This window comes from Peribacillus sp. NPDC094092 (assembly GCF_050279365.1).
Classification (GTDB): Bacteria; Bacillota; Bacilli; order Bacillales; family DSM-1321; genus Peribacillus.
In genome coordinates, this window is the sequence record NZ_JBNNUC010000004.1 from 125,746 (window position 1) to 141,996 (window position 16,251).

The 16,251-nt window shown below is 39.9% G+C and carries 17 protein-coding genes; 3 read left to right on the forward strand and 14 right to left on the reverse strand.

Annotated elements, in window-relative coordinates; genetic code table 11:
• Window positions 1-105 precede the first annotated feature (105 nt).
• From ACQKNS_RS19085 to ACQKNS_RS19125, 9 genes are all read right to left on the reverse strand, one after another.
• Window positions 106-528, reverse strand: coding sequence for a nucleoside 2-deoxyribosyltransferase (locus tag ACQKNS_RS19085; protein WP_427644856.1), 423 nt, complete (start codon window positions 526-528; stop codon window positions 106-108).
• A 302-nt stretch (window positions 529-830) separates the two neighbouring features.
• On the reverse strand, window positions 831-1,151 hold the full coding sequence (locus ACQKNS_RS19090; RefSeq protein WP_427644857.1) for a hypothetical protein: 321 nt from the start codon (window positions 1,149-1,151) through the stop codon (window positions 831-833).
• 110 nt (window positions 1,152-1,261) lie between these two features.
• Window positions 1,262-1,543, reverse strand: coding sequence for a DUF4190 domain-containing protein (locus ACQKNS_RS19095; RefSeq protein WP_427644858.1), 282 nt, complete (start codon window positions 1,541-1,543; stop codon window positions 1,262-1,264).
• A gap of 329 nt (window positions 1,544-1,872) precedes the next feature.
• Window positions 1,873-2,523, reverse strand: a complete 651-nt coding sequence (locus ACQKNS_RS19100; protein WP_063234989.1) for an amino acid ABC transporter permease — start codon at window positions 2,521-2,523, stop codon at window positions 1,873-1,875.
• Between the two features lie 14 nt (window positions 2,524-2,537).
• Window positions 2,538-3,176: an amino acid ABC transporter permease gene (locus tag ACQKNS_RS19105; protein WP_427644859.1), complete on the reverse strand. Its 639-nt coding sequence runs from the start codon at window positions 3,174-3,176 to the stop codon at window positions 2,538-2,540.
• Window positions 3,177-3,283: 107 nt separating this feature from the next.
• The gene (locus ACQKNS_RS19110) at window positions 3,284-4,111 is read right to left on the reverse strand and encodes a transporter substrate-binding domain-containing protein (protein WP_427644860.1); all 828 of its coding nucleotides are present in this window, start codon (window positions 4,109-4,111) and stop codon (window positions 3,284-3,286) included.
• A gap of 21 nt (window positions 4,112-4,132) precedes the next feature.
• The gene (locus ACQKNS_RS19115; RefSeq protein WP_427644861.1) at window positions 4,133-4,861 is read right to left on the reverse strand and encodes an amino acid ABC transporter ATP-binding protein; all 729 of its coding nucleotides are present in this window, start codon (window positions 4,859-4,861) and stop codon (window positions 4,133-4,135) included.
• 436 nt (window positions 4,862-5,297) lie between these two features.
• Complete coding sequence (locus ACQKNS_RS19120; protein ID WP_427644862.1) at window positions 5,298-5,711, reverse strand: hypothetical protein; 414 nt, start codon at window positions 5,709-5,711, stop codon at window positions 5,298-5,300.
• Window positions 5,712-5,962: 251 nt separating this feature from the next.
• Complete coding sequence (locus ACQKNS_RS19125; RefSeq protein WP_427644863.1) at window positions 5,963-6,865, reverse strand: AEC family transporter; 903 nt, start codon at window positions 6,863-6,865, stop codon at window positions 5,963-5,965.
• A 259-nt stretch (window positions 6,866-7,124) separates the two neighbouring features.
• Between ACQKNS_RS19125 and ACQKNS_RS19130 the strand changes: the two genes are divergently transcribed.
• The 3 genes from ACQKNS_RS19130 (at window position 7,125) to ACQKNS_RS19140 (ending at window position 10,573) form a co-directional block, all read left to right on the forward strand.
• Window positions 7,125-7,577: a nucleoside deaminase gene (locus tag ACQKNS_RS19130; protein WP_427645141.1), complete on the forward strand. Its 453-nt coding sequence runs from the start codon at window positions 7,125-7,127 to the stop codon at window positions 7,575-7,577.
• Between the two features lie 32 nt (window positions 7,578-7,609).
• Entirely contained in the window at window positions 7,610-9,367 is a 1,758-nt protein-coding gene (gene ade, locus ACQKNS_RS19135; RefSeq protein WP_427644864.1) for an adenine deaminase, read from the forward strand.
• A 147-nt stretch (window positions 9,368-9,514) separates the two neighbouring features.
• Window positions 9,515-10,573, forward strand: a complete 1,059-nt coding sequence (locus tag ACQKNS_RS19140) for a lactonase family protein (RefSeq protein ID WP_427644865.1) — start codon at window positions 9,515-9,517, stop codon at window positions 10,571-10,573.
• Between the two features lie 60 nt (window positions 10,574-10,633).
• Here the strand turns inward: ACQKNS_RS19140 and ACQKNS_RS19145 are convergent, their stop codons facing one another.
• The 5 genes from ACQKNS_RS19145 to ACQKNS_RS19165 all read right to left on the reverse strand — a co-directional run bounded on the left by ACQKNS_RS19145 (window position 10,634) and on the right by ACQKNS_RS19165 (window position 16,100).
• Window positions 10,634-11,431, reverse strand: coding sequence for an endonuclease I family protein (locus ACQKNS_RS19145; protein WP_427644866.1), 798 nt, complete (start codon window positions 11,429-11,431; stop codon window positions 10,634-10,636).
• Between the two features lie 93 nt (window positions 11,432-11,524).
• Window positions 11,525-12,139, reverse strand: coding sequence for an NUDIX hydrolase (locus ACQKNS_RS19150; RefSeq protein ID WP_427644867.1), 615 nt, complete (start codon window positions 12,137-12,139; stop codon window positions 11,525-11,527).
• A gap of 321 nt (window positions 12,140-12,460) precedes the next feature.
• Window positions 12,461-13,801, reverse strand: coding sequence for an aspartate aminotransferase family protein (locus tag ACQKNS_RS19155; protein WP_427644868.1), 1,341 nt, complete (start codon window positions 13,799-13,801; stop codon window positions 12,461-12,463).
• Between the two features lie 71 nt (window positions 13,802-13,872).
• On the reverse strand, window positions 13,873-15,330 hold the full coding sequence (locus ACQKNS_RS19160) for a CoA-acylating methylmalonate-semialdehyde dehydrogenase (protein WP_427644869.1): 1,458 nt from the start codon (window positions 15,328-15,330) through the stop codon (window positions 13,873-13,875).
• 221 nt (window positions 15,331-15,551) lie between these two features.
• Window positions 15,552-16,100 (reverse strand): GNAT family N-acetyltransferase, encoded by a 549-nt coding sequence (locus ACQKNS_RS19165; protein WP_427644870.1) that lies wholly within the window; start codon window positions 16,098-16,100, stop codon window positions 15,552-15,554.
• Window positions 16,101-16,251: the final 151 nt, after the last annotated feature.

Below are 16,251 nucleotides of genomic sequence, written 5' to 3' on the forward strand. Positions count from 1 at the left end.
CCTCTCCCTTTTTTAATGGTTTATACCCTCATTTTCAATACATTAAACACTTCGTTCAAAATAAATTTTATTAGAGGGTATCCTTTAAAATTTTACATTCGACAATCATTTTTGATGCAGGGAGTCTTTTTCAGATCCTTCCTGAGAAAGCGTATGTATCAATTTAACGAGCTTATAAAAGGTCCCGCTGCAGATCGTTACCTCCGGAAGGTTATGGAAAATTGATTTTTTATTAATATGATAATTGTCTTTCTCGGGTGAATACACAATAATTTTCTTATTTAAAGATAAAGCATATCCAAGCTCATATAGATTACCTTTGCCCGCAGTTAGGAATATCAGCATGAAATCGGCTTCCTCAATCCCTTTTTTTTCATATTCCTCTATGCCATCCGTAATTGGGTTATTCTCATCATTCGTAGTCAAATTCAAGTCATTCACACAAGTGAACCCTTTTGAAGTCAATTTCTTGATCAATGACCTTACTTGCTTCAAATTTTTTTCGTCTGATGCTATATAATATTTCACACATACACCTCCAAAAAATATAACTATTGATACTTTTTACCTATGTTACCTTTACTATACATATTCGTTATAAAGAACGCAATATCCTTTTCCCAAAAATAAAAAATATCAAAAGGGGAATTTAAGCAAAACAAAAAACCATCATTCCTTTTACAGGTAATGATGGTTTTACAAAATATGCAGTGGTATCATTTTCACCCTCTACTTATAACGCATAATGTTTTACATTACGGGTTACAAATGTTCATTTTAATTCAAGAAAACCAAAATAAAAACCTTGTCCCCAAATCGGCAAGGTTTTTTTATTTTTCATATATTATGTTTTCTATTTCAATCCTGAAGGGTGCAGCCTCACATATATTAATTCCCCTATCCAGATTCACCTTTTCCATTTCACTTGCATCCGGGATTGTTTTTTTATCATGAATAAAATGTTCGACCATGGATTCCAACAGTTCTTGAGCACAAGCTAAGGCATCTACCCGATTCCTACCGCTAACGGAAGAAATAATCCCTTCTCGCCTAAAATCCGGGAAACAAACTTGAACGGAAAAAGAATCAATAATCAACGGGTGCTTTTCATAATAGAGTACTGCTGGATACTCAAAGATTTGAATGGTCAAAATATCATCCCTTCATACAGTATTTAGGTTTTTTAAGTTAATTATAACATAAAATTCCATTATATATATGTTTAATTTACTTTTCTTAGTTTTTCAGGTTAAAACTAGATTTAAAAGGTTGTTATGTCCGTACTTACTGTGAAATAAAAAAACACCAGGAAAATCAGGATCACGATAACATTCAAGATTATTCCAATAATGCTGCACACTCTGCCAGCTGTCACTAATCCATTTCCAGATTCACCAGTAAGTTTAATCTCTTGTTTACTCTTGGATGCAAATATTAAACCTAGAATACCTAATATGATGCCTATGAAAGGAATAAACAGGGATAATACCCCCATGATCAATGACACTATCGCTTTGCTATTGGTTGGTTTGATTTCCGACATATATCCCACCTTCTTTCTTCCTTATATATACGGGTGGTAAAAGGAAAAGATTCGTTTTTTGTAATTTATTCTTCTCTAATATTCCAGATGAGTTCAGAAATCCGCTCCCTTTCCTCCGACTTTCTGCAACCCTTCTCGCCGCAAGCATCTAACAGTGTCTCAGCTACTTTTAGTTATTCGGCAGTTATATCGCAAATTCTTCAAGCTAGTTAGGGTTTTTCCTAATTAAAAAAAGAAAAATACTTGAGGGTTTCCAAGTCTTTGGGGCAAGACCTTACGAACCCCGTTTTATCCACAAACTAAAACGACTCATCTCTGAGTCGTTTTCTTTAAGTTCGTTTCAATTCAAGTCTCTGGGCTACCAAAGAAAGACTATAGTTTACAATGAAATACATGAGGGCCACAAGGATCAAAATCGGTATTAAATACTTTTGACTTTGTCCATATATGATTTGACCGTGATGAGTCAGCTCCGGTAAAGAGATGACAACAGCTAAAGAGGTATCCTTTAATAATGAAATGAATTGGCTGACAATAGGAGGAACCATGCGGCGCAGCGCTTGGGGCAGAATAATATGTATCAATGCCTGTGTATAGCTCAAGCCAGATGATCGGGCAGCTTCCATTTGGCCTTTATCAATCGATTTTAGCCCACTTCGAATGACTTCGGAAAGCATGGCAGACTCGAAAATTGTCAAGGCAACAATGGCCGCTGGAATGATTTCCAGTTTAATCCGAACCTCCGGCAAAGCAAAATACGTAAAAAATATTATTAATAAAAGCGGTAAATTACGTACCGTTTCTACAATCAAAGCTAATATTTGTGATAACACCGGCACCTTCGCGTAACGGATTATACCTACAAGCCCGCCAATAATGAAACTTAGGATAATGGATATAAACGCTACCTGGAGCGTTACCCAAAACCCTTCTAATAAAAACTTAAGATTATCTGGTGTATAGGCACCTGCAAAATCCATATCATATACCTCCCTCAATTACTCCTAGCCAGACGTTTTTCCAAATAACCAACGCCAAAACTTAAAGGAATGGTAAGTAGTAAGTAAAACGCTGCAACGAAAATGTACACATCAAACACGACAAAAGTCCTTGAAGAAATCAAATCTCCGTGGTACATCAGATCAAGTCCTGCAACGACGGCTAAAATGGAAGAATTCTTAACTAGATTGATAAATTGGTTCCCTAAAGGAGGTATGACTATTTTAACGGCCTGTGGCAATATGACGAGCCTCATTGCCTGCCCATATGTCAGTCCTGAAGAACGGGCAGCTTCCATTTGCCCCTTTGGCACGGAAAGTATTCCCGCTCGAATAGCCTCAGCTATGAAAGATGAAGTGTAAATGGTCAAGGCCAATGTCCCTGCGTATAGACCGCTTAGTTTAAGGCCGAGAAAGAAGAAAAAGGTAATGATCAATAACGGTATATTCCGAATGAACTCGACATAGGCGGTACCTAGCCAGTTTAGTGGCTTTATCGGCGCAATCCGCATGATGGCAATCAGCACACCAAGAATCAGACTAGCAACCAACGCAATCAAACTCGACATGATCGTATTTTTAAAGCCTAATAAATACATATCGAGGTTCTCTGTTAAAATGGAGAAATCAAGCACGGCATACCCTCCTTTAACTAGTAAGGATGAGCAAAACGCGCTCATCCTCACAGACAATGTTCAAATGTTATTCAAGGTCAGCTTCCCTTATACATTTGCAAAAATGTTTAATGTTTAATCCATTTATCATGGATTTCATCGTACTTGCCTGAATCTTTAAGTGACTTAAGGGCTTTATTCAACTCGTCAACAAAGTCAGCATTTCCTTTTTTCACGGCAATTCCATAAGGCTCTTCCGTAAATGTACCGCCAACAAGTTCATAACTTGGATCTTCATCCGCCATTCCATAAAGGATGGAGTCATCCGTGGTCAATGCATCCCCTTGTCCGGACTTAAGTGCAGCGAACGCTTCGGAATAGTTTTCAAATTCAAGCACCTGTGCTTCAGGAGCTTTTTCACGGATATTTATGGAAGAAGTAGATCCCTTGACGGCCAATACCTTTTTACCTTTTAAGCTATCGATACCCTTAATATCACTGCCCTTTTTGACTAGCAAAGATTGTCCGGCATCGAAGTAAACATCAGTGAAGTCAACTTCCTTTTTACGATCTTCCGTGATCGTCATGGTCGCTACAATCGCATCGATATCACCATTATTCAATAATGCCATCCTTGTCTTAGAAGTCACTTCTTTAAATTCAACTTTATTCTCATCACCAAGGATTTCTGCTGCAAGAGCTTTGGCGATATCAATATCAAACCCTTCTACTTCACCAGTTTTAGGATTTTTCAGTCCGAAAAGCCTTGTATCATTTTTCACCCCAAAAACGATCTTATCCTTTTCCTTCACTTGTGCGAGGACATCTTTTTCTTTGTCTTGACCTCCGCCCTCTTCAGCTTTGTCTGAATCATTCCCCCCGCCGCATCCAGCTAATAGGATGACAGCCAGTAATGACAGCAAAGATAATTTTAACCATTTCTTTTTCTTCAACATGTAATTCCCCCCTGTTTTTTATTAATGATTTAATATACGGCTAAGGAATAAACGCGCCCTCTCTTCACGAGGATTGGCGTAAAACTCGGCCGGTGATGCTTCTTCCAAAACCCTTCCTTCGTCCATGAATACGATTCGATCCGCTACTTCACGGGCAAATCCCATTTCGTGCGTAACCACCACCATCGTCATTCCTTCATGGGCAAGGGCTTTCATTACATCCAGTACCTCGCCGATCATTTCTGGATCCAAGGCTGAGGTAGGCTCATCGAATAGCATGATTTCGGGCCCCATTGCCAAACCTCTGGCAATCGCTACACGTTGTTGCTGTCCACCTGAAAGCTGGGAAGGAAATGAATTCGCTTTATCTCCAATCCCCACTTTGTCCAAATACTTTAGTGCAATCTTTTTCGCTTCCTCTTCGGATTGTCCTAAAACCTTCCTGGGAGCAAGCATGATATTCTCGAGCACGGTTTTATGAGGATACAAGTGAAAATGCTGGAAAACCATACCGATATTCCGACGGAGTTTGTTTATGTCCGTTTTTTTATCTGCTACATTTGAACCATTTATGGAAAGGGAACCTTCCGAAATGGTCTCTAGACGATTAATGCATCTAAGGAGTGTACTTTTCCCTGATCCGGACGGTCCGATGACCACTACCACTTCCCCCTTCTTAATTGTAAGATTAATCTCTTTCAATACATGAAAATCGCCATAAAACTTATTCACTCGTTCAAAAACTATCATAATTTGCCCCCCGCCCATAATCAATCTCACGAAACTGAAAATTTATAATAATCAGAATTCTAAAAATGCGATATAGCATTTCCTTAACTCGAATCAAATTTTATGTATAATCCTTTCTTCCAATATTATTTCCCAATATTTCGAGAATGATAGTGAAAAGACCATTTTTATTGTTATTTTAAACTAGTAATTTAAATAATATATTCAATATTCACACTTTTTATTATATAAAATTTTTCTTAAAATTACCATATAAACTTTAAATTGTTAAAAACGGTATCATATTTTATGATATTATTGCTATATTTCATAAAACTGCTAAGTTGAAACGGTTGACTCTCGAATTATTCCCTTTTTTTTGAAATAAATCATTTATTTCCCATAAATACAGGATCTTTAATAATCAGGACGAAAAAAGACAGCAATGCTGTCTTTTTCACCACTCTTTTAGAGCATCTTCAAATGGCGCTGAATATAAACCTTTTGGCGCCAGCATGTCCGTATCCGATTCACGGATTTCCCCACCAAGAGCATATGGACCTGCTGGAAAATAATCAAACAATTCACTTTCCTTGTGTATGATTAAGAAATAATCGAATAAATCATCCATAAGTTCCTGATGTTCATCTATTTTCATGATTTCGCCGCATTCATCAATTTCAAAGTTTTCATTAATCGCATCTTGAAGTTCCTCATTATTTGAATACGTGATATAAAAATCGACATCCCCGCACTCCATGCATAGCAAGAGTTTTTCTTCTAATGCTTCTTCATGGGTTTTCAGGACGATTTCCTTTAAAATGGCATCAATCTTTCCAGTATTATTCAATTTAATTTTAGTCTGGAACACAAAACCCCTCCAATCAAATACAGCATTTAAAAAGTAAACGCCTATTAAACAAGCTCACCTATATAAATGAAATAGTGAAGATGATTTCCCAATCAACCAGATTCGTATACTAACCGCTAGTGGAACCTAGCCCATGACTTGGTCATCAAGGTCAATACATTCAATATTTCCGGATCCCGTTCTTGAATTAGATAGGAAACCCCGCTTCGTGCATATAATAAGTTTGTCCACATAATTAGAATCATAATCTTCTATAATACAAAGAAAAAGATGATCGGAAGCGTAATCAGGCTTAATGAGGTACTTATGAAAGTAGCACTTGATACGAATTCAGGCTCTGTATTGAATTGGAGCGCATACATCGTTGTGTTGGCCGCCGTTGGCATGGCAGCTACGATGATCATTATATGCCTGACCATTTCACCCACTGGTAAGGCAAGTGATAGTAAGAAGGCAATGGCTGGTGAAACGGCAAGTTTAAGAAGCAGCGAAACTGATAGCTTTCGATAGGCAATCTTTTTCAGGGAAATGTTGGCCAGCTGCATTCCCAGTGTAATCATGATTGTTGGAATCGCTGCATTTGCAACAAGGTTAATAGCTTCCATAACCGAATTGCTTAAAGGTATGTTCACGAGCTGAAATACCGTACCCGCAATGGCTCCATAAACAATTGGCATCCGACATACTGCTTTAATCGCGGTTTGGACTCCGTTACCTTCCGGGCTGCCCTTTGCTGCGAAATAAATGCCTATCGTACACATCACTAACTGCTGTCCCACCATAAGAATGATTGCATAATCGAGTCCTGCGGCTCCGAATAACAGGAAAATGACGGGTGTTCCGTAATTCCCGTTATTCATGAATGCCGATGCCAATATCATGCCGCTTGTTTCAGTGACTGTATAATGACGGAATAAAGATATGATATAGACTACCAGAATGAGAGAAAGACAAAGTACTATCGTGAATAAGAAAAGGTAAAAATAATTAATCGTAAATTCTGCGGAATAAAAAGTTCGGAATACAAGAAAAGGTGACATCAAATATAATGCCATCGTGGAAATCGATTTTGTATCAAGCTTAAACTTTTTCTGACCGATGAAACCTAAAACAAATATACCGAATATCGGTAAAAGAACTCCCAAAAACCCCATGCATATCACCTTCATAATTCTAATGATTTTCTTCTAACAATATCAGTTTTATAATTATTTGTAAAAATTCTTTTAAACCACCTTTGATTGCACGTCATATATTCTGACTCAAAATGAATTTTCTTTATTTTCAGAAAATCATACTCCGTTTCCGAATGCATATGGTATATTGATTATTATATTTACGTTATTTAACGTTACATCAACACTTTTTGGTTATAAATATAGGAAGGGGTGTTTTTTAGTGGATGTAAAATACATGGAGATGGCAGTTCGGCTTGCATATGAAAATGTTATGGCAAAGAACGGGGGACCTTTTGGTGCTATTGTCGTTAAAGATGGCAAAGTCGTAGGTAGGGGATGTAATAATGTGACAACGGCCAACGATCCTACAGCTCACGCTGAAGTACAGGCGATTCGTGATGCATGCAGGAATCTCGATAGCTTCCAGCTTACGGATTGTGAAATTTACACTAGCTGCGAGCCTTGCCCCATGTGCATCGGTGCTATTTATTGGGCCCGTCCAAAAGCCATTTATTACGCATGCACGAAAGAAGACGCTGCACTAATTGGCTTTGATGATCACTTTATATATAAGGAACTTGCCCTGCCAATGGAAAAACGGACGATAAAAATGGAACAACTTACTTTCAGCGACTACGAATTACCATTTCAAACATGGGAAACCAGTACTGAAAAAGTGAAATATTAACCGGTTATATTTTTGCCAAAGGGGTTACGCATATGAAAAAAAACTTGCTTAAAAGGAGAATAGACGTTGCCGCAGGGAGAACGCCTGCGGATTGCGTCATTAAGAACGGGCAAATCATAGATGTTTTCAATGGGGAAATCTATACAGGCGACATTGCTATCGCCGATGGTTTTTTTGCTGGAATTGGGTGTTATGAGGGTATTTCAGAAATCGATGCAGCAGGAAAATTCGTATGCCCTGCATTCATTGATGGCCACGTCCATATTGAATCTTCGATGGTAAGGCCATCGGAACTCGCAAAAGTCCTCCTTTTACATGGTGTGACCAGCATTATTGCAGACCCTCATGAAATTGCTAATGTTTCTGGCAAAATGGGCATGGAATATATGCTTGATCAATCTGATCAACTTCCTTTTGACTTTTACTTCATGATGCCTTCTTGTGTACCTGCTACTGAGTTTGAACATTCTGGTGCTGTCCTAAGAAGTGAAGATTTAATCCCATTTTATCAAAACCCGAGAGTGCTTGGTTTGGCCGAAGTCATGAATTTCCCGGCCGTTTCACAAACGGAGGAGGATATGCTGCAAAAAATATACGATGCTAATAGACTAGGCAAAAGCATCGATGGCCATGCTGCCGGATTATCCGAACAACAGCTCGATGTTTATATGTGTGCAGGCATTAAAACGGATCATGAATGCACAACAGCGGAAGAGGCAAAAGAAAGACTGCGTAAAGGGATGTATCTTATGATCAGGGAAGGCACCGTTGCCAAAGACTTAAAAAACCTGATTCCTGTTATTAATGAGAAGAACTCCCGCCGTTGTTTATTCGTCACCGATGACCGGCACCTTGACGATATTGTATCTGAGGGGAGTATCGATCACAACGTTCGACTTTCCATAAAAACAGGTGTCCCGCCCATCACCGCCATTCAAATGGCGACCATTAATGCAGCAGAATGTTTTGGCTTAAAGGAAACTGGTGCCATAGCACCTGGATACAAGGCCGACTTCCTTATATTGGATGATCTTAATTCAGTCATCATCCACTCGGTCTTTAAAGAGGGACAGCTTATCGTTCAAAATAATCGTTTACTTAACTTTCCACCAGAAAAGGAACATGCCATTGACGACGGATTGAAACAATCCGTTCAATTTCATGAAATAACGGAAAGTGATTTAGCGATACCTTTTAAAAGGAAGTTCGCTAATATTATTGAGATAACTCCAAACAGCTTGATTACAAAACATTCTATTGAACCAGTTACACTTAATCAGGATGGGCTCTTCCGGTTCTCCGGACATGCTGATCATATAAAACTTGCTGTAATTGAACGGCATCATATGACCAAACAAGTAGGTCTGGGAATCGTCAAAGGGCTCGGTTTGAATTCAGGCGCAATCGCTACGACAGTAGCCCATGATTCACATAATTTGATCATTGCCGGGACAAATGATCAAGATATGCTTATGGCAGCAAATGAAATCAAAAAAATGCAGGGGGGGTTGGCCGTAATCCAAAATGGGGAAATACTTGCATCCCTTCCCCTTCCGATAGCTGGATTGATGAGTGAGTGGAATTATATGGATGTGGTCAGTTCATTGAAAAAAATCGATGGAGCCCTATTGAAACTGGGTGCAAACCGGCATTTCAACCCTTTCCTTACACTTGCATTCTTGGCGTTGCCTGTCATCCCTGAAATTAAACTGACGGATCAGGGTTTATTTTCAGTTTCTGAGTTTAGGCATATTCCTATCGAAGCATCAAAGCCAGTCGATAAAATTTAACCCCCTAGTCGGGGGTTTTTTTCTACCCACCCCAATAATTTCTAAAAGAATCAGGTTCCAACTCGACTTAAACCGGGAAAAGGATATAATGGGTACCATCTATGTTAAAATAAATGTAAACACACATCTTTCTTGGAGGAGATAAAAATGGCAAATCATGAACAACAAACCATAATTGGATACATAGGCACTTACACAAAAGGAAACAGTAAAGGCATTTACCGCTTCACTTTAGATACAGCAGAAGGAAAACTCAGTACACCGGTTCTTGCAGCTGAATTAACAGATCCGACTTATGTTGCCATCAGCCAGGACAAAAAGTATCTCTATGCCATATTAAAAGAAGCGGGCAGCGGCGGAGTTTCAGCCTATTCGATCAAAGAAGGATCAGGTGAACTTACCTTCTTGGGCAAACAACTGACCCCAAATGGCTCTTCCTGCCATATAAGTGTCGACAGCAAGAAACAGGTCTTGGTCACTTCCAGTTATGGAGAAGGCGTGATTGAATCCTATCCGCTTCATGACGATGGGACCCCTTTGCCTGTTTCATCCACGGTTCAGCATGACGGTAAAGGACCGAATGAAGAACGTCAGGAAAAAGCGCACACTCATTTCGCCGGATTCACACCGGATGAAAGGTTCATTGCTGTAGTCGACCTCGGAATTGATAAAGTAATAACCTATAAATTAGATAATGGGGCTTTAGAAGAAGTAAACAGCTTATCTGTTGCTTCTGGCAGCGGACCACGGCATTTGACCTTCCACCCAAACGGAAAATTTGCGTATGTTATGGCAGAACTTGTACCAGAAGTCATTGTTTTGAGCTACGATAGTCAAACCGGAAGCTTTTCTGTATTACAAACGGTTCGGTCCGTCCCGGAAGATTTCAAGGAAAATAACCAAGGAAGCGCCATTCATATTTCTGATGACGGCCAATTCATATATGCCGCAAACCGCGGACATGATAGTATTGCCGTTTACCGAATCAATCAAGAAACAGGCAAACTGGCATTCTTGGAACTAGTTTCTACAGAAGGCCATTGGCCACGTGATTTTTCCTTGGATCCTAGCGGGAAATTCATGATCGCTTCTAATGAACAATCAGGAAACCTGACACTATATGCCCGGAATGAACAGGACGGAAAGTTAATATTATTGCAAAAAGATGTTCAAGTTCCCTTCCCTGTTTGCGTAAAATTCTTATAATCGATAAAAAAAGGATCGAAGCTTGCACCACAGCTTCAATCCTTTTTTTATTATCCTTCATTAATTCCATTTCTCCGCCATTTCGGGAAAATCTATATATGGGTTACGATTACCCTGCATTTCATGTATTGCCTGGTTTCTATGTTTTTCATACGTGCTGACCGGGAAAAGCCGATGCCATTCCATAAGCAGCTCCATGTCGATATTGCCACTATCGATGATTCCCTCATATCTGAGTAAAAAGTATAACGTAGCCCTAGCCACGATGCCTTTTCCGTATTCAGGTTCGAATTTACCCTCCTCAGATTTCCCGCAACCCGCTTTTATACCGGCAGCCGATTTTTCAGGGATATAATCCTTAAAATCATGGTATGGATAGTTACTCCGGCTACTGTTACATGTTGGCTCACAGGCGAACAGATGATGCAAATCCCCCCTCATCGGTTCTTTTTTATCGAACCATGATTGAGGTACGACATGTTCACAATTAACCAGAATGTTTTCCGTATTCATTGATTCTATGCTTCTTGACATCACTTCTAGTATATGGATATCTTCCTCAATTACTCGTACAGGGTCCATCCCTTTACCGGAATACAGGCTTTTCAACTGGCCATTTTCCTGTAAGTCCACCCAAGGATATACATGACGGTGTGGTGAGTAGTTCAGCTGGTTTTTATGGGTTGCCACAAGTAGGTCCTTCAATCCTTCCCGGTCCAAGGAACCACCTTTATAGTATGCCAGCTTAAGTTCCTGATCTTTGGTTTCATCATAGTATTCGCGGTTTTCGTTGAAGTTCACAAGTGCAGCCATTGCCATTTCCCGTTCTTTTTCAAGTACTTCAAAACTATACTTCATCCACTCATCCCCCCGCTTCTATTAAACCCTAACTATTACCATAATTTAAGTTTAATAGAAATCCATCGAGAAAAAAAGGTGCTTTAGAAGGGTCTAACGAAGAATTTCAATAAAATGGGTAAGGATTTTCGCCGTCATTCCCCAGATTACCCGTTCATTATATATGTAAAAATATTCCTCCATCTGTTTTGGCTGCCATTTATAATTCTCCCCGCCAACTACTAAATCATGAGGGAAGTTGTCATGCGGTTCCACTTTATATTTAACATGATAAATCTCTGGCGGTTTTTCCATGAAAAAGGATAGCGGAACCGTAAAAACGGTTTCTACCTCAGCTGGATTAGGTATTATTCGTTGATGGTTACGAACAAATCCTGCATATGGATAGACAATCATCCCAAATGGAGATACCAAATAATCGATTGGAAAGACATTATCGATATCTTCTTTTCCCAAATTAAGTTCCTCATATGTTTCCCTTAGGGCAGCCGCCTGTTCATCATGGTCCAATTTGTCTATTTTCCCGCCCGGAAAACATATATCTCCCGGCTGCCTTCTCAGTTTGTGTGAACGCTCTTCGAAAAGAACATGAATTCCATCTTCTTTCTCTATAAGCGGTACCAAAACAGCATACTTTGAAAAATTCCCACTCCCTAAAATTTCAGGGATATGCAATGTCAGTTTTTTTGTTATATCATCATGATTCATGTCCCTCACCTCTTCTGACGGATAGTATTGATTTTCTGCCACTCCTTATCATTCCATTTTCGAACATCCGCTATGACTAAGCAAGGAAAACGATTCCAAAATGTCACCTTATTTCGCATCAAAATCCTTTTCCGCTCATTCTTGCTAGATCATTGCCAAAAGCACCGTTCAAAGTTCTGAACGGTGCTAAGATTAAACGCAGCAGTCTCATTAAAAAATAAAATATGGATGCAATCTTACTTAAATAAATAATGAGTATCAACAGGTATATACAAAACTTGATTAAATGCCGAATTTTCAGTTTTTGCAATCACCTTATTTTCATAGTTCAGCTAGCGTTCGCTTTACAGTCGTTATGATGAATGAAAAATCCTCTTCCGTTATACTAAGTGGGGGAGCAAGGGTCAGGATATTATTGAAACCTGCTACTGTATCACCATTTTTACCAATGATCAGACCCTTTTCTTTGCATGATGCAATTACTTTATTGATTTTGGAAAGTTCAATCGGTTGTTTTGTCAGTTTATCTTCCACTAGTTCGATGCCTACCAACAAACCTTTCCCACGTACATCCCCAACATTGGGATGAGATTTGATTTCTTCAAACTCTTGCAGAAAGCGCAGACCTAACTCCTTTGACCGTTCTATAAGTTTTTCATTTTCATATATTTCCATATTCTTCAAAGCAAGGGCACAGGCAGCCGGATTGCCGCCAAATGTATTTACATGTCGAAAGCGGTCATAAACATCAGAGCCAATATACGCCTCATAAATTTCACGTTTGACTGCTGTAGCGGATAATGGCAGGTAAGCGCTCGTGATTCCTTTAGCCATTGTCACAATGTCTGGTTTTACATCATAGTTCATAAATCCGAATTTCTTACCGGTACGGCCAAACCCGCAAATGACCTCATCCGATATGAGAAGGATTCCATTTTTCTCACAAATTTCCTTGACACGTTTCATATAACCATCAGGCGGCATCAAAATTCCGCCCCCAGTGATGATTGGTTCCATGATGACCGCAGCAACCGTTTCACTCAACTCCCATGTAATGGTACGTTCAATTTCAGCCGCACTTTTTTCACCGCTTTCATCCTCTGGATTCCGGTAAGAATCTGGCGGTGATACATGAAGAAATCCCGGGGCGAGTGGTTCATATTTATATTTCCGCTGTGCCTGCCCGGTAGCTGACAGGGCGCCCATTGAATTACCATGATAGCCGCGATAACGGGAAATGAATTTATAGCGTCCATGTTCACCTTTTTGCTGATGATACTGCCGCGCAATTTTAAAAGCGGTCTCATTCGCTTCCGAACCGCTGTTAGAGAAGAAAATCACATAATCCCCGCCAAGCCATTCATTTAATTTCTCTGCTAGCTTAATGGCCGGGATGTGGCTATTCGTTAAAGGGGCATAAGGAAGTTCCTTCAGCTGCTCGTAAGCTGCTTCAGCCAGTTCCGTGCGGCCATAACCAACGTTGACACACCATAAACCTGACATCCCATCCAGGAAACGATTCCCATCAACATCCGTTATCCATGCTCCTTGCCCGTTTTTAATCACCATCGCTCCAGGGCTGGATTCAGCCCCTTTCATATGATGCCATACATATTTACCATCCATCGCTTTAAGGTCCTGCCCCTGTTTTTCAACCTGCATATGCTACACTCCTCCTAAAATAATTTATAAATGAAGGCCGACCACAATTTGTGTCGACCCTCACTTTCCTATCAATATCTTGCCGTTAACATTTTCTTTCTAGTGTAAAATTCAACGCCGTCTTTACCATTGGCATGGAGGTCTCCATAAAATGAACTTTTATAGCCTGAGAATGGAAAGAATGCCATTGGCGCGGGTACCCCAAGGTTAATACCAAGCATCCCTGCATCAATTTCCTCGCGAAATTCCCGGATGGCTTTTGCACTATCTGTATAGAGGCAGGCACCATTGGCAAATTCGGATTGATTGGTCAATTCGATAGCTTCTTCAAGGGTATTAACCCGAACAATGGATAAGACAGGAGCAAAAATTTCATCCTTCCATATCTTCATATTTGTTTTCACATGATCAAATAAAGTCGGTCCAACGTAATAGCCATTTTCCTGGTCGCCTTCATTCCTGCCATCACGAAGAAGGACAGCTCCTTCTTTTTCCCCGATTTCAATATATTGTTCAGTTCTCTTTTTATGAGTATCGCGGATCACTGGTCCCAGGAAAACGTCCTTATCCATACCATTTCCAATCTTGATAGCATCCGCTGCAGCCTTTAATCTCTCAACGAGCGAATCTCCCACTTCGCCCACAGCTACAACTACTGACGCAGCCATGCAGCGCTCACCTGCAGATCCAAAAGCGGCATTCGTTATGTTCGTTACCGCATTATCCAAATCTGCATCAGGCATGACGATTGAATGATTTTTCGCTCCTGATAATGCCTGGACACGTTTTTTATTTGCAGCTGCCGTTTTGTATACATACTCTGCAACAGGCTGGGATCCCACAAATGATACCGCTTTAATGTCTTCATGTTCCAAAATCCCATTCACCACATCGTGTGCACCATGGACGATATTGACAACACCATCCGGAACACCGGCTTCTGTCAATAATTCCACAAGACGGTTCGCTAAGAGCGGTGTCCGTTCTGAAGGTTTTAGTATAAACGTATTTCCACAAGCTATTGCCAGCGGGAACATCCAACATGGCACCATCATCGGGAAATTAAACGGTGTAATCCCGGCAACGACACCCATTGGATACCGGTACATGCCAGATTCAATGCCTGGGGAAATATCAGGCAGCTGACTGCCCATCATCAAGGTAGGCGCACCTGCTGCAAACTCCACGCATTCAATCCCACGCTGAACCTCACCATATGCTTCAGTATAGCTTTTTCCGTTTTCGATAGTGACCAGCTTTGCAAGCTCATCCCAATGTTCTATCAATAATTGCTGGTAACGGAATAAGAAGCGAGCTCTTTTAGGAACGGCCACCTTTTTCCATTCTTTATAAGCCTTTTTAGCAACCTGCACCGCCTGGTTTACATCTTCCTTTGTTGATAGGGGTACGATTGCCAATGCTTCTCCTGTTGCCGGATTAGGCACTTGTTCATGTTTCGAAGTCGTGGAATCCACCCATTTTCCACCGATATAATTTTTCAACGTTTCTACATCATTGATAACTGCCATTAAATAAACCCTCCCTTTCAACACGATTTCATAGTTTCATTATATTTTTCAAATCGACTTTTTACATTAGACGTTTTGTATAGTTTTTGATTCAATATTTGCACATAATGTTTGTTTTTGATTTTCCCATAACCATAATAATCATGAACATAAATTCAGGCTTTCAAAGCCGATGTATATATCCCTATTACTTTGACTTTAATCAGCAGACTTCAAAGCCATCATTTTAAAATGGAATATAACTTTAGGTCTTGATGCTTCCCCTTAACAAACATGCCTTTTCTTATGATTCCTTCAAAAGACATACCAGCCTTTTGCATGACTCGTTCTGAACCCAAATTTTCAACGAAGCACCGTGCCTGTATTCGAACTAGATTCATATTTTCGAAACCAAAGGCGATAATCTTTTGGACAGCCTCCGTCATTAAACCACTTCCCCAATATTCGGGTGCAAGCACATACCCGATTTCTGCACTATGGTGGTCAACCTGCCATGAAACAAAATCAATAGTACCAATCAACTTACCACTTTCCTTGTATTCTATGCCCCATGGAGCAATTTTCTTATCCTCATAATTTTGTAGGATAAAACGGATAAAATCTTTTGTATCACATTGGGAACGATGAGTTTCCCATGTGACGTAACGGGAAACTTCACCGTTGGATGCATAAGTAAACATGTCTTCGGCATCATTCATGGTGACTTTCCTCATTACCAAGCGTTTTGTTTCCATAGTAGGCAGCTGTCCATATATGTCTTTCACATTCATGAATACACCCCATTCCTTTGATTACTAGTATTATAGCAAGATTGATAAGCAATAAGCCTTCCGGATTTAAATATGATCGAAACTTATGAATAATGAGGAATTTATCAATGAGGAGTTCACGCAAAATGGACAAAGATATTGCAGGTGCTGA